Here is a 12038-nt window from a genome sequence, read left to right on the forward strand (position 1 = left end):
ATGTTGTATGGCTGTCCCACACTCGCACGCTGCACGGATCTTCGGGGAGCGGGTGCGCAGCGCGCGCATCGAGCTCGGGCTGAGTCAGGAGAGTGTGGCCGATCTCGCCCAGATGCACGTGACCAACCTGGGCAAGATCGAGCGCGGCTGCGCCAACCCGAGCCTGCACACCATCGTGCGCATCGCGGGCGTTCTGGGTGTCGACGTCGGACACCTGACCGATGGAATCACGGCCGCGCACCTGCCGGAGGAACTGCAGGTGTTCTCGGCTGCCGAGTTCCTGCGAGCACGGAGCATGCGTCGCTGAGCTCGTGCACCGGGCTCCAGCCGCGGGCCGGGACCGATCGTCGGACCCGGCCCGTGAGCCTCAGAAGCTGACGTGCCAGAGGTACTCCTTGCCGTCGGGCGGGAACCAGCGGATGACCAGCACGGTGTCCCGTGCGAGGTCGTCGCCGGTGACGATGGCCGAGACGGCGGCACCCGGGGCGATCGAGGCCGGCGCGCTCACCCGGAGCTGCGAGCGGCCGGAGACGCTCACGGTGACCCCGCGGAGCACGTGCGGCCCGGTGTTCACCAGCCGGTAGACGGGCGGTGCACCGCGGTCGACTTGCCACGGGACCTGATAGGCGGGGCCGCGTGAGCGGCGGACGGACAACGGACGACGGGGACCTCGACAACGAACCATGCGGCAAAAGTAACCACCGCGTCCGACGCTCCACCGGCATCCGCCGGAGGAGGGCCGATCTCGGTGGAGAACCTCGAAGATCCGTCGTCTGTGGAGGACGCGAAGCCGATCCGGGCTCAGGATCCGTAGTCGCGGTTGTACAGCTCGAGAACGTCGTCGATGGGGCCGTCGAGCACGAGGCCGCCCTTGTCCAGGTACAGCCCCCTGGTGCAGAACCGGCGCAGGTCACGCTCGTTGTGCGAAACGAAGAACAGCGTGCGGCCGCCCTCCAGGAGTTCCTCGATGCGGCGGTAGCACTTCTCCCGGAACCCGCGGTCACCGACAGCGAGTACCTCGTCGACGAGGATGATGGGCTCTTCGAGCTGGGAGATGACGGAGAACGCGATGCGCACCTTCATGCCGGAGGAGAGGTGCTTGTACGGGGTGTCGACGAAGTCGCCGATCTCGGCGAAGTCGATGATGCTGCCGAACCGTTCGTCGATCTGCGACCGCGACATCCCGTGCAGGCCCGCCGTGAGATAGACGTTGTCGCGCACGGTCAGGTCGTCGACGAAGCCGCCGGTGATCTCGATCAGCGGAGCGACGCCGTCGGCGACGCGTACGCTTCCCTCGTCGGGGAGCATCACACCGGCGACGAGTTTGAGCAGGGTCGACTTGCCCTGACCGTTGCGGCCGACGACGCCGATGGACTCGCCGGGCTGCACGTCGAAGGTGACCTGGCGCAGGGCCCAGAAGTCATCGGGTCGCATGCGCCGCTGGCGATTCGAGAAGAGGTCTTTGAACGAGCGACGGCCCCCACGATTGCGCCGGAAGCGCACTCCGAGTCCGGTCACGGCGATGACGGGCGCCACCTAGATCTCCTTCAGGATGTCGCGCTCGAAGCGCTTGAACACCAGACAGCCGATCAGAAGGAGGACGACCGACATGGTCGCGCTCACGGCCACCAGGTACCAGTTGAGCTCCTGCGGGAAGAAGGCCGACCGATAGAGGCTGAAGATGCCGGTCAGGGGGTTGAACGCCGCCCATCCGTGCATCGCGGCCGGGAGGTCGCGCGCGCTGTAGATGATCGGCGACGCGTAGAAGAGGAAGCGCAGGAAGAGCTTGATGGCGCGCTCGAGGTCGCGGAAGAAGACCACGAGCGGCGCGACGATGAGGCCGACGCCGACGGTCAGCACCGTCTGGATGACGATCGCCAGCGGAAAGAGCAGGATGTCGATGTTGACACGAGCGCCGCTGAAGATCGCGAAGACGGCGAGCACGGGAAGCGCGAGCAGGAACTCGATGCCCTTGGACGCGACGATCCGGTTGACCCAGATCGAACGGGGGATCATCGTCGACCGGATCAGCTTCGACTCGCGCAGGAACGCGCGGGTGCTGTCGGAGACGGCGCCGTTGAACCACATCCAGGGCAGCAGGGCGGCGAGCAGGAAGACGATGTACGGGTTCTCGCCCACGTCCCGCTTGAAGACCTGCGTGAACACGAACCAGTAGATCCCGCTCATCACCAGGGGATCGAGGATCGACCAGAGGTAACCCAGCGCACTCGTGGAGTACCGCACGCGCAGATCGCGCGCCGTCAGCAACCAGAGGGAGTGGCGATAGCGCGCGAAACGGGTCCGCTGCGCAGGGCGCACCGCGCTGAATGTACTGGTCACAGAACCCATCGTATTGATCGTGGCTGCATGCTCGTCACGCAGCCTGTACGACTATACGAAAAGATTGGCCCGCTCGAGGTCCTCCGCGAAGTCGACCTCGACCGCGTACAGGTCGGAGATATCGATCGGCTCGACGAGCATCTTGTCCTGCTCGATGGCAAGCTCGATGCCGCGCTCGAAGTAGTCCTGATCGGCCACACGCTGGAGCTGCCGCAGGAGTGCCGCCTTGTGCGTGCTGGAGACGTAGTTGATGCCGACCGCCTCGCCGAGGCCGCCCTTGACGGTCTTCGACAGCTCGTGGATGAAGCCCTCGGGACCGGTCGTGTACTTGACCTCTTCGTCGGCCACCGACGACGTGTTGACGGTGACGAAGGTCTGGTCGCGGTTGACCGCGGCGGCCGCGCGCACGAGAACGGCAGGGTCGAAGACGACGTCGCCGTTCATCCAGAGGACGCCGCCGTTGCCGGACGCCTGCAGGGCGCGCATCAGGCTCTTCGAGGTGTTGGTCTGGTCGTACTGCTCGTTGTAGACGAAGGAGGCGTCGGGGAAGGCTTCGATGATGTGCTCCAGCTTGTAGCCGACGACGATGGTCACCTTGGCGTCTTTGCCGAAGGCGGCGTGGATGTTGTCGAACTGCTGCTGCATGATCGTGCGGCCGTCGCTGAGCTCGGTCAGCGGCTTGGGAAGGCTGCGTCCGAGGCGGCTGCCCATGCCGGCGGCCAGAATCACTACCTGGGTCGTCACAATTGTCTCCTTGAGTTCCGTGCGGACGTGACTCGATGGAGTCATCACCATCGATTCACCGGATCTGGAAGTGGTTCACCCAGGGTTCACCCGCACTTACGCGTATCGACACCCCTTCATGCCTCCACCAGAGTACCGGCGCACCCTTTCGAGGGGCAGGGGTTGACGCAGGTCGTTGCGGGGTCGTTATTTTCCTCACAGGACTTTCCTAGGCTCCGGTTTCCACAGATTGCCTGCCGGGTGTGCCAAGCCGAGGAGGGCTTGGTACGTTAGCGGGGTGAGTTCCGAGCGCGTGCCTTCCGACAGCCCCGAGCCCGACCAGGTGGCGGGCGCGGAGGCGAGCGAAGGCGCCGCGGCGGCGCAGACGGCGGCCGTCAAGCCGGCGTCGAAGGCCCGCGCGACGCGCTCGAAGAACGCACCGGTGGGGGATCGATCGGGGGACGGAATGGCGCCAGAGACGGGCGACGACGAAGGGGTGCGCCCGGCCGCGCCGGCACGCACGTCGACACGACGACCGGCCTCGGGCCCGGCGAAGACGGCGGCCGCGGCTGCCGGATCGACGACGCGCACGACGCCGGCACGCAGCCCGCGCACGAAGTCTGCTGGATCATCCGGTGCCCGTGGGGCCGGCGCGCGCACATCGAGCCCGAAGGCGAAGACGGCGGCCGAGGTCGTGGCGCCGGAGGTCGACACGATCGCGCCCGCCGCTGACACGGCGATCGCGGTCGAGACCGTCGAGACGATCGAAAAGGTAGACACGGTGGTCATGCCGCCGACAGTCGTTCCCGAGGTCGCCGTCGAGGTGACCGAGCAGCCGGACGTCCCCGAGCCCGCCCCGGCGCGGGCAGCGGAACCGATCGCGCCGAGCGTGCTGTCGATCACCGGCCTGCACAAGCGCTTCGGTGACACCATCGCCGTCGACGGCGTCTCGCTCGAGGTTCGCGAGGGCTCGTTCTACGGCATCGTCGGCCCGAACGGCGCCGGCAAGACCACGACGTTGTCGATGGTCACAGGCCTCCTGCGCCCTGACGCCGGCCGCGTCGTCGTCCACGGGGTCGACGCGTGGGCGGATCCGGTGAAGGCGAAACGCACCATCGGCGTGCTCCCTGACAAACTGCGGCTGTTCGACCGGCTCACCGGCGCACAGCTGCTCCACTACGCGGGCACGCTGCGCGGCCTGAACGCGAACACCGTCCGGTCCCGCTCCGCCGATCTGGCCAAGGCCTTCGGCATCGAAGACGCCCTCAACCGCCTGGTCGCCGACTACTCGGCCGGCATGACCAAGAAGATCGCCCTCGCGGCCGCCATGATCCATTCGCCCCGTCTGCTGGTCCTCGACGAGCCGTTCGAATCGGTCGACCCGGTCTCGGCAGCGAATGTCATCGACATCCTCCAGCGCTATGTCGCGGCCGGAGGCACGGTGCTGCTCTCCAGTCACGGAATGGACCTCATCCAGCGCGTCTGCGACAGCGTCGCGATCATCGTGCGCGGTCAGGTGCTCGCGTCGGGCACGATCGACGAGGTGCGCGGCGAGCAGACGCTGGAAGAACGCTTCGTCGAGCTCGCGGGTGGGCGCAAGGCTGCGGAAGGCATGGAGTGGTTGCACAGTTTCTCGGACTGAAGCTGAGGCTGATGGGCAACGCCTTCCGGCGGAGCCCGTGGCAGGTGTTCGGTCTGGTGTTCGGGCTGCTCTACGGCCTCCTGATCACGGTGATCGTGGTCGGTGTGCTGATCGGGGCGCGTCTCGTTCCCGACGTCGCCTCCGTGCAGGCGGTGCTCGTCGTCATCGGCTCGATCGTCGTGCTCGGCTTCGCCGTGCTCCCCTTGATCTTCGGAGTCGACGACACCCTCGATCCACGCCGGTTCTCCCTGTTCGGCATGCCGAACAGGCAGCTGTCGACCGGCCTGCTGCTCTCCGCGCTCATCGGCGTGCCGTCGCTGGTGCTCACGATCTGCGCGCTCGGCACCGTCATCACCTGGTCACGGGACCCGGCGACCACGATCATGGCGCTGATCTCGGCGGTGCTCATCATCCTGACCTGCGTGCTCGCGTCACGCGTCTCCACATCTCTCGCCTCCTTCGCGCTGGCGACGCGTCGCTCGCGGGAGTTCGGCGGCGTGATCGGCATCCTGATCATCGTGCTGGTGTCGCCCGTGGTGTTCCTCCTGCTCACGGTCGACTGGGGCCGTGACGGTCTCGGTGTCGTCTCCGGTTTGTCGGCGTGGCTCGGCTGGACGCCGCTCGGCGCCGCCTGGTCGATCCCCGGCGATGCAGCAGCAGGGGCGTGGGGAGCAGCACTGCTCAAGCTCGTGATCGCCGCCGCCACCGTCGGGCTCCTCTGGCTCGCCTGGACCGCGCTGGTGGCGAAGATGCTGGTGACGCCCGCCCGCGAAGCGCACGTGAAGGCCTATCTGGGGCTCGGCTGGTTCGGGCGGCTCCGCGGCGGCCCGACCGCGGCGATCGCCGCGCGGTCGATGACCTACTGGGGGCGCGATCCCCGGTACTGGATCGCGATCGTCATGATCCCCGCCGTGCCGATCCTCATCATCGTGGCACTCACGCTCGGCGGCATCCCGGCCCATTACGCGTCGCTCGTGCCGCTGCCGATGATCTGCCTGTTCCTGGGCTGGACGATCCACAACGACATCGCCTATGACAACACGGCGATCTGGCTGCACATCGTGTCGGGCACGCGCGGGATCGCCGACAGGGTCGGCCGCATCTTCCCGCCGATCCTGGTCGGCATCCCGGTGGTCGTGATCGGCTCGCTCATCACCACTGCCGTCTTCGGCGACTGGGCGGTGCTACCGGCGGTCGGCGCGCTGAGCGGGGCCATCCTGCTCATCGGGCTCGGACTCTCCAGCGTCGGATCCGTGGTGTTCCCGTATCCGGCGACCAAGCCGGGGGACAGCCCGTTCACCCAGCCGCAGACCTCGGGCGCGTCCGCCGCACTGGTGCAGTCGATCAGCTTCTTCGCCATCATCATCCTGGCGTCGCCGATCATCGTCTTCCTGGTGCTCGGGCTCACCGTCTCGCCGATCTGGCTCGGCATCGCTCCCGTCGCCGCCATCGTGCTGGGATTCGGCTGTCTCTTCGGCGGTCTCTATCTGGGGGCCAGGGCGTTCGACCGCCGCGGACCGGAACTGATGGCGTTCGCCAACCGCAACGACTGACGCAGCGAGCGGTCCGACCGGCCGAGCGGTCGAAGGCGCCGACTGTCAGACCGCGCCGAGCGATTTAGACTGGACGGCATGTACGACGCAAGCATCTCCGAACCCGGTGGCATCCCCGACGGCGGCGGAACGGCAACGCTCGACCGCGAGCTCGAGGAGCTGCTCCAGAACCAGAACGTCGACCCGGGCGACCACGAGCGCTTCTCGCACTACGTGAAGAAGGAGCAGATCCTCGAGTCGGCGATGACCGGCAAGCCGGTCAAGGCGCTCTGCGGAAAGATGTGGACGCCGGGCCGCGACCCGGAGAAGTTCCCGGTCTGCCCGACGTGCAAGGAGATCTACGCGAAGCTGCGCGACGAGTAACGCGCACGCGCAGTAGATCGTCGACCGCTAGACGTAGATCGTCGGAAGCACGGGATCCCCGCGTCCCAGCCGGAAGGCCTGATCGGGCAGCTCCCGCATCGCAGCTTCGCGGTGCGAACGGGCAGCGATGGTTCCGGCCGCGCCCAAGAACTCCGGATGCGCCTCGCCGTCCGTCATCAACGGCACCAGGAGCGAGCGTCCGTTGTCGTCGGGAGCCGCTCCGTTTTCGACGATGTGGATCGCCTCGGCGATCGCCGTCCCCGACGGGTTCAGCCGCCGTACCGGATGCTTGCGACCAGCGATGCTCGCCTTGCCCTCGGACTTCTTCGCCACGGGGATCCACTCGCCGTCGCCGTTGTGGCTGCGGTGGGCGACCAGCTTGTAGACCATGCCGGACGCCGGGAACCCGGACCCGGTCACGACGGACGTGCCGACCCCGTAGGAGTCGACCGGCGACGCCTGCAGTGCCGCGATGGTGAACTCGTCGAGATCGTTGGTGACGGTGATCCTCGTGTTCGTCGCGCCGAGCCCGTCGAGCTGCGCGCGCACGGTGCGAACCAGGTTCGGCAGGTCGCCGGAGTCCAGCCGCACTGCGCCGAGCTGCGGGCCCGCCACCTTCACGGCGAGGTCGATGGCGTGCTCCACGTCGAAGGTGTCGACGAGCAGCGTCGTCCCCGGGCCGAGTGCGTCGACCTGGGCTCGGAACGCGTCCTCCTCCGAGTCGTGCAGCAGCGTGAACGCGTGCGCCGCGGTTCCCATCGTCGGCACGCCCCAGGTGCGTCCGGCCTCGAGGTTGGAGGTCGCGCTGAAGCCGGCGATGAAGGCGGCGCGGGCTGCGGCGACGGCGGCGCCCTCGTTGGCGCGGCGCGAGCCCATCTCGGCCAGGGGACGGCCGACGGCGGCGGTGACCATGCGGGCGGCCGCGCTGGCGACCGCGGAGTCGTAGTTGAAGACGCTGAGGATCAGCGTCTCCAGGATGACCCCTTCGGCGAAGGGGGCGTCGACGACGAGGAAGGGCGAGCCGGGGAAGAAGACCTCGCCCTCGCGATAGCCGCTGATGGTGCCGCTGAAGCGGTAGTCCGCGAGCCAGTCGAGCGTCGCATCCCGCACGACGTGGTTGCTGCGCAGCCACTCGAGTTCCGGTTCTTCGAAGCGGAACCGCTGCACGAGATCGAGCAGGCGCCCCGTCCCGGCCAGGATGCCGTAGCGGCGGCCGGTGGGCAGGCGTCGCGTGAATGCCTCGAAGACGCACTCTCTATCGTGCGTGCCGGCCAGGAGCGCGGCATCGAGCATCGTGAGTTCGTAACGGTCGGTCAAGAGCGCTGATGAGCCGGTCACCCGCTCAGCCTAGCCCGGCGGACGGGGCTCAGCGCGGCGTTGTATGGTGTCTTCTTGTGACCGATGCACCGATTGGAATCTTCGACTCGGGTGTCGGCGGACTCACCGTCGCACGCGCCATCCGCGACCAGCTCCCCAACGAGTCCATCCTCTATGTCGGCGACACGGCGCACTCTCCCTACGGTCCTAAGCCGATCGCGGACGTGCGCCGCTACTCCCTCGAGGCGCTCGACTTCCTGGTCGATCAGGGCGTCAAGATGCTCGTCATCGCCTGCAACACCGCGTCGTCGGCGATGCTCCGCGACGCGCGCGAGCGCTACTCGGTGCCGGTGATCGAGGTCATCCAGCCCGCGGTGCGTCGCGCGGTGGCCGCAACGCGCACCAACCGGGTGGGCGTCATCGGCACGCTCGGAACCATCAACTCCCGCGCGTACGAAGACGCGTTCGCCGCCGCGCCGTCGCTCGAACTGTTCACGCAGCCCTGCCCGCGCTTCGTCGAGTTCGTCGAGGCCGGGGTGACCAGCGGAGACGAGGTGCTGCGGGTGACCGCCGAGTACCTGAGGCCGCTTCGCGACGCCGACGTCGACACCCTCGTGCTCGGATGCACGCACTATCCGTTCCTGAAGGGCGCCATCTCGTACGTGATGGGGGAGGGCGTCACGCTCGTCTCCAGCGACACCGAGACAGCTAAGGATGTGTACCGCACACTTGTCGGGCAGGGGCTTGAGCGCACGGTCGCAGCGCCCCCGAGCATCCGGTACGAGGCGACCGGCATCGACGCCGACGATTTCCTCCGGCTCGCTCACCGCTTCATCGGTCCGGAGGTGTCGCGTGTCGACCTCGTCCAGACCGGTGTCATCGAGCTTCCGCGACTCTGACCCCTCGCTCGCCGCACCATCCGGATAGCCGAGCAGACCCGACCACAGCCAGCAGACACCACGACAGCCCACCGCAGACCCCCACCAAGGAGATCCCGTGACCGACATCACCCGCGCCGATGGGCGCACCCCCGACCAGCTCCGCCCGGTCACCATCGAGCGCGGCTGGAGCAAGCAGGCAGAAGGATCGGCCCTCGTCTCCTTCGGCAACACCCGGGTGCTCTGCACCGCCTCCTTCACCAACGGCGTTCCGCGCTGGATGGCGGGCAAGGGCAAGGGCTGGGTCACCGCCGAGTACGCCATGCTCCCGCGTTCCACCAACGACCGCATGGACCGCGAATCGGTCAAGGGGAAGATCGGCGGCCGCACGCACGAGATCAGCCGGCTCATCGGCAGGAGCCTCCGGGCCGTCGTCGACATGAAGGCGCTCGGCGAGAACACCCTCGTGCTCGACTGCGACGTTCTGCAGGCGGACGGCGGCACGCGCACCGCGGCGATCACGGGCGCGTACGTCGCCCTGGCCGACGCGCTCGAGTGGGGTCGCGAGCACCGCTTCATCGGTCAGCGCGCGACGCCGCTGATCGACTCCGTGTCGGCCGTCTCGGTCGGCATCATCGACGGCACGCCCATGCTCGACCTCGCGTACGTGGAGGACGTGCGGGCGGAGACCGACATGAACGTGGTCGTCACCGGCCGTGGCCTGTTCGTCGAGGTGCAGGGGACCGCCGAGGGCGCACCGTTCGACCGTCGCGAGCTCGACTCGCTGCTCGACCTCGCGCTCGGCGGCGCCGAGACGCTCGCGGGCATCCAGACCTCGGTGCTCGCGGAGGGGTGCTGACCGTGCAGGTCGTCCTGGCCACGCACAACCAGCACAAGGCGGCCGAGTTCCAGCAGATCCTCGGAGATGCCGTGCCGGGACTGGAGATCGTCGCGTACGACGGCCCGGAGCCGGTCGAAGACGGAGTGACGTTCGCCGCGAACGCGCTCATCAAGGCTCGAACCGCGGCCGCCCACACGTCGCTGCCGGCACTTGCCGACGACTCGGGCATCTGCGTGGATGCGATGGGCGGCGCACCGGGGATCTTCTCGGCGCGCTGGGCGGGCAGGCACGGCGACGCCGAGGCCAATCTTCGTCTGCTGCTCGACCAGCTCGCCGATCTGCCGGAGGAGTCGCGGGCCGCGCACTTCACGGCGACGCTGGCGCTGGTCACCCCCGCGGGAGATGAGACGATCGTCGAGGGTCTCTGGCCCGGGCGGATCGCGCCCGAGGCCCGTGGCGAGCACGGTCACGGCTACGATCCGATCTTCATCCCCGACGGCTACGACGCGACCGCAGCCGAGCTCGGCCCCGCCGTGAAGAACGCCGAGAGCCACCGCGCCCGGGCATTCGCAGCCGTCGTCCCCGCCCTGCGCGCGCTGGTCACGGAAGGCTGATGAGAACGGCACTCATTCCTATCTAGGCGCGCGCTCTGGCGCGCCGCACCGGCACTGCTTACCGTTGAAGTGATGAGTCACGACCACAGCCACGCGCACCACGCGAACCGCCGCCGACTCCTGATCGCGATCGGGATCGTCGGGGCGGTCTTCGTCGTGCAGGTGGCCGGGTCGCTGCTCAGCGGTTCGCTGGCCCTGCTCGCAGACGCCGGTCACATGCTGAGCGATGTCACGGGCCTCATCGTGGCCCTGATGGCGACGATCGTCGCCGCCCGGCCGCCCAGCGATCGTCAGACCTTCGGCTATCAGCGCGCCGAGGTTTTCGGCGCGCTGATCAACGGCGTTATCCTCGTCGTGGTGGCCGTCAGCGTCACCGTCGGCGCGATCGGCAGGCTCGTCGGCGGAGGCGATGTGCACGTCCAGAGCACGCCGATGCTGATCGTCGCGATCATCGGGCTCGTCGCGAACGCGGTGGCACTGCTCGTGCTGCGTCCTGCGGCATCCGGATCGATCAACATGCGGGGCGCCTACCTGGAGGTCCTCGGCGACTTGGTGGGGTCGGTCGCGGTCATCGTGGCGGCGGTCGTGATCATGCTCACCGGTTTCATGGCGGCGGATGCGATCGCATCGCTGCTGATCGCGGCGCTCATCGTGCCGCGCGCCTTCTCGCTCCTGCGCGATGTGGTGCGGGTGCTCAGCGAGTCCGCTCCCGCCGACACCGACGTCGCCGAGATCCGTGACCACATCTGCGGCACGAAGGGCGTCGTCGCGGTGCACGACGTGCATGTCTGGGCCATCACGTCCGGCGCTCCGGTGTTCACGGCGCACGTGGTCGTGGAGCCGCAGGTGTTCCGCTCCGGGAAGACCGGCGAGCTGCTCGACGAGCTGTCGGGATGCCTGTCGGCCCACTTCGACGTCGAGCACTCGACCTTCCAGCTCGAGCCGGCGGAGCACGCCGCGCACGAGGACGAACTGCACCGCTGACCGCGCGGCGCCGACCCGTCTCAGCTCTCGGACTGCTTCTTCTGGAAGATGCCCGGGTCGAGCGAGACCTCGTCGTCGGTGGGGATGTGGTCGGCCTCGGCGCGGGCGGCGGCGTTCTTCTTCGCCTTCCGGCTGGTCTGGATGTAGTGGTACAGCGTCGGCACGAGCGTTATCACGACGGCACCGAGCAGGATGACGTCGATGTACTTCTGCACGAAGTCGGCCACCGGCGGGATGTACCCGATGAGGAACCCGAAGTAGGTCAGGCCAGCGCCCCACAGGAGCGCACCGGCCGCGTTGTACAGCGAGTACTTCTTGTAGTTCATGTGCCCGACCCCGGCGGCGACCGGCGCGAAGGTGCGCACGATCGGCACGAAGCGGGCGAGGATGACGGCGAGGGCGCCGAAGCGATCGAAGAACTTGTTGGTGCGCCGCACGTTCTCCATGCTGAACAGACCGGTCTCTTTGCGTTCGAATACGCGCGGGCCGAGCTTGTGGCCGATGAGATAGCCGGCCTCGCCGCCGAGGAACGCCGCGAACGCGATCGCGAGGGCGACCCACCAGATGTCGAGTCCGAACACGAGCACCGTGTTGGTCAGCAGACCGGAGATCACGAGCAGCGTGTCGCCGGGGAGCAGGAAGCCGACGAGCAGGCCGGTCTCGGCGAAGACGATCGCGCAGACTACGACGAGGGCCCAGGGTCCGGCACCGGTGATGATGGTGTGCGGATCGAGCCACGGGATGAGTGCAGCGTGATGGATCAAGATTCTCCAGAGCGGATGG

At 68.0% G+C, this 12038-nt stretch carries 15 protein-coding genes; 8 read left to right on the top strand and 7 right to left on the bottom strand.

The features are described from left to right. Positions 1 to 7 precede the first annotated feature (7 nt). A complete protein-coding gene (locus tag PKE84_RS15715) occupies positions 8 to 307 on the top strand; it encodes a helix-turn-helix domain-containing protein (protein WP_271178207.1) in 300 nt (99 codons plus the stop codon). A gap of 60 nt (positions 308 to 367) precedes the next feature. Here the strand turns inward: PKE84_RS15715 and PKE84_RS15720 are convergent, their stop codons facing one another. The 5 genes from PKE84_RS15720 to PKE84_RS15740 form a co-directional block, all read right to left on the bottom strand. Further along, positions 368 to 685: a hypothetical protein gene (locus PKE84_RS15720; protein ID WP_271178208.1), complete on the bottom strand. Its 318-nt coding sequence runs from the start codon at positions 683 to 685 to the stop codon at positions 368 to 370. 116 nt (positions 686 to 801) lie between these two features. Continuing rightward, positions 802 to 1536, bottom strand: a complete 735-nt coding sequence (locus PKE84_RS15725; protein ID WP_271178209.1) for an ABC transporter ATP-binding protein — start codon at positions 1534 to 1536, stop codon at positions 802 to 804. Then, positions 1537 to 2349 (bottom strand): ABC transporter permease, encoded by an 813-nt coding sequence (locus PKE84_RS15730; RefSeq protein ID WP_373877155.1) that lies wholly within the window; start codon positions 2347 to 2349, stop codon positions 1537 to 1539. A 42-nt stretch (positions 2350 to 2391) separates the two neighbouring features. After that, complete coding sequence (locus PKE84_RS15735) at positions 2392 to 3084, bottom strand: phosphocholine cytidylyltransferase family protein (protein ID WP_271178210.1); 693 nt, start codon at positions 3082 to 3084, stop codon at positions 2392 to 2394. Between the two features lie 195 nt (positions 3085 to 3279). Next, positions 3280 to 3852, bottom strand: a complete 573-nt coding sequence (locus PKE84_RS15740) for a hypothetical protein (protein ID WP_271178211.1) — start codon at positions 3850 to 3852, stop codon at positions 3280 to 3282. Here PKE84_RS15740 and PKE84_RS15745 point away from each other — a divergent pair. The 3 genes from PKE84_RS15745 (at position 3851) to PKE84_RS15755 (ending at position 6621) form a co-directional block, all read left to right on the top strand. Beyond that, positions 3851 to 4705, top strand: a complete 855-nt coding sequence (locus tag PKE84_RS15745) for an ABC transporter ATP-binding protein (RefSeq protein WP_271178212.1) — start codon at positions 3851 to 3853, stop codon at positions 4703 to 4705. The genes PKE84_RS15740 and PKE84_RS15745 overlap by 2 nt on opposite strands. Next, positions 4681 to 6258, top strand: coding sequence for a hypothetical protein (locus PKE84_RS15750; protein WP_271178213.1), 1578 nt, complete (start codon positions 4681 to 4683; stop codon positions 6256 to 6258). The genes PKE84_RS15745 and PKE84_RS15750 overlap by 25 nt, the downstream gene beginning before the upstream one ends. A gap of 78 nt (positions 6259 to 6336) precedes the next feature. Then, a complete protein-coding gene (locus tag PKE84_RS15755; protein WP_271178214.1) occupies positions 6337 to 6621 on the top strand; it encodes a DUF3039 domain-containing protein in 285 nt (94 codons plus the stop codon). Between the two features lie 27 nt (positions 6622 to 6648). Here the strand turns inward: PKE84_RS15755 and PKE84_RS15760 are convergent, their stop codons facing one another. Then, a complete protein-coding gene (locus PKE84_RS15760) occupies positions 6649 to 7959 on the bottom strand; it encodes a nicotinate phosphoribosyltransferase (RefSeq protein WP_271178215.1) in 1311 nt (436 codons plus the stop codon). A 56-nt stretch (positions 7960 to 8015) separates the two neighbouring features. Between PKE84_RS15760 and murI the strand changes: the two genes are divergently transcribed. The 4 genes from murI to PKE84_RS15780 all read left to right on the top strand — a co-directional run bounded on the left by murI (position 8016) and on the right by PKE84_RS15780 (position 11255). Continuing rightward, positions 8016 to 8837: a glutamate racemase gene (gene murI, locus PKE84_RS15765; RefSeq protein ID WP_271178216.1), complete on the top strand. Its 822-nt coding sequence runs from the start codon at positions 8016 to 8018 to the stop codon at positions 8835 to 8837. Positions 8838 to 8934: 97 nt separating this feature from the next. Continuing rightward, positions 8935 to 9675: a ribonuclease PH gene (gene rph, locus PKE84_RS15770; protein ID WP_271178217.1), complete on the top strand. Its 741-nt coding sequence runs from the start codon at positions 8935 to 8937 to the stop codon at positions 9673 to 9675. Continuing rightward, a complete protein-coding gene (gene rdgB / locus PKE84_RS15775) occupies positions 9672 to 10271 on the top strand; it encodes an RdgB/HAM1 family non-canonical purine NTP pyrophosphatase (RefSeq protein ID WP_271178916.1) in 600 nt (199 codons plus the stop codon). The genes rph and rdgB overlap by 4 nt, the downstream gene beginning before the upstream one ends. Before the next feature lie 72 nt (positions 10272 to 10343). Continuing rightward, the gene (locus PKE84_RS15780; protein ID WP_271178218.1) at positions 10344 to 11255 is read left to right on the top strand and encodes a cation diffusion facilitator family transporter; all 912 of its coding nucleotides are present in this window, start codon (positions 10344 to 10346) and stop codon (positions 11253 to 11255) included. Between the two features lie 20 nt (positions 11256 to 11275). Here the strand turns inward: PKE84_RS15780 and PKE84_RS15785 are convergent, their stop codons facing one another. Then, a complete protein-coding gene (locus PKE84_RS15785) occupies positions 11276 to 12019 on the bottom strand; it encodes a DedA family protein (protein WP_373877156.1) in 744 nt (247 codons plus the stop codon). Between the last annotated feature and the right edge of the window lie 19 nt (positions 12020 to 12038).

The sequence above is a fragment of the Leifsonia poae genome (genome assembly GCF_027921845.1).
Taxonomy (GTDB): Bacteria; Actinomycetota; Actinomycetes; order Actinomycetales; family Microbacteriaceae; genus Leifsonia; species Leifsonia poae.

Coding starts and splice junctions, on each gene's coding strand:
- PKE84_RS15715 (WP_271178207.1), top strand. CDS start 8: ATGGCTGTCCCACACTCGCACGCTGCACGGATCTTCGGGGAGCGGGTG.
- PKE84_RS15720 (WP_271178208.1), bottom strand. CDS start 685: ATGGTTCGTTGTCGAGGTCCCCGTCGTCCGTTGTCCGTCCGCCGCTCA.
- PKE84_RS15730 (WP_373877155.1), bottom strand. CDS start 2,349: ATGGGTTCTGTGACCAGTACATTCAGCGCGGTGCGCCCTGCGCAGCGG.
- PKE84_RS15745 (WP_271178212.1), top strand. CDS start 3,851: ATGCCGCCGACAGTCGTTCCCGAGGTCGCCGTCGAGGTGACCGAGCAG.
- PKE84_RS15740 (WP_271178211.1), bottom strand. CDS start 3,852: ATGACCACCGTGTCTACCTTTTCGATCGTCTCGACGGTCTCGACCGCG.
- PKE84_RS15755 (WP_271178214.1), top strand. CDS start 6,337: ATGTACGACGCAAGCATCTCCGAACCCGGTGGCATCCCCGACGGCGGC.
- PKE84_RS15780 (WP_271178218.1), top strand. CDS start 10,344: ATGAGTCACGACCACAGCCACGCGCACCACGCGAACCGCCGCCGACTC.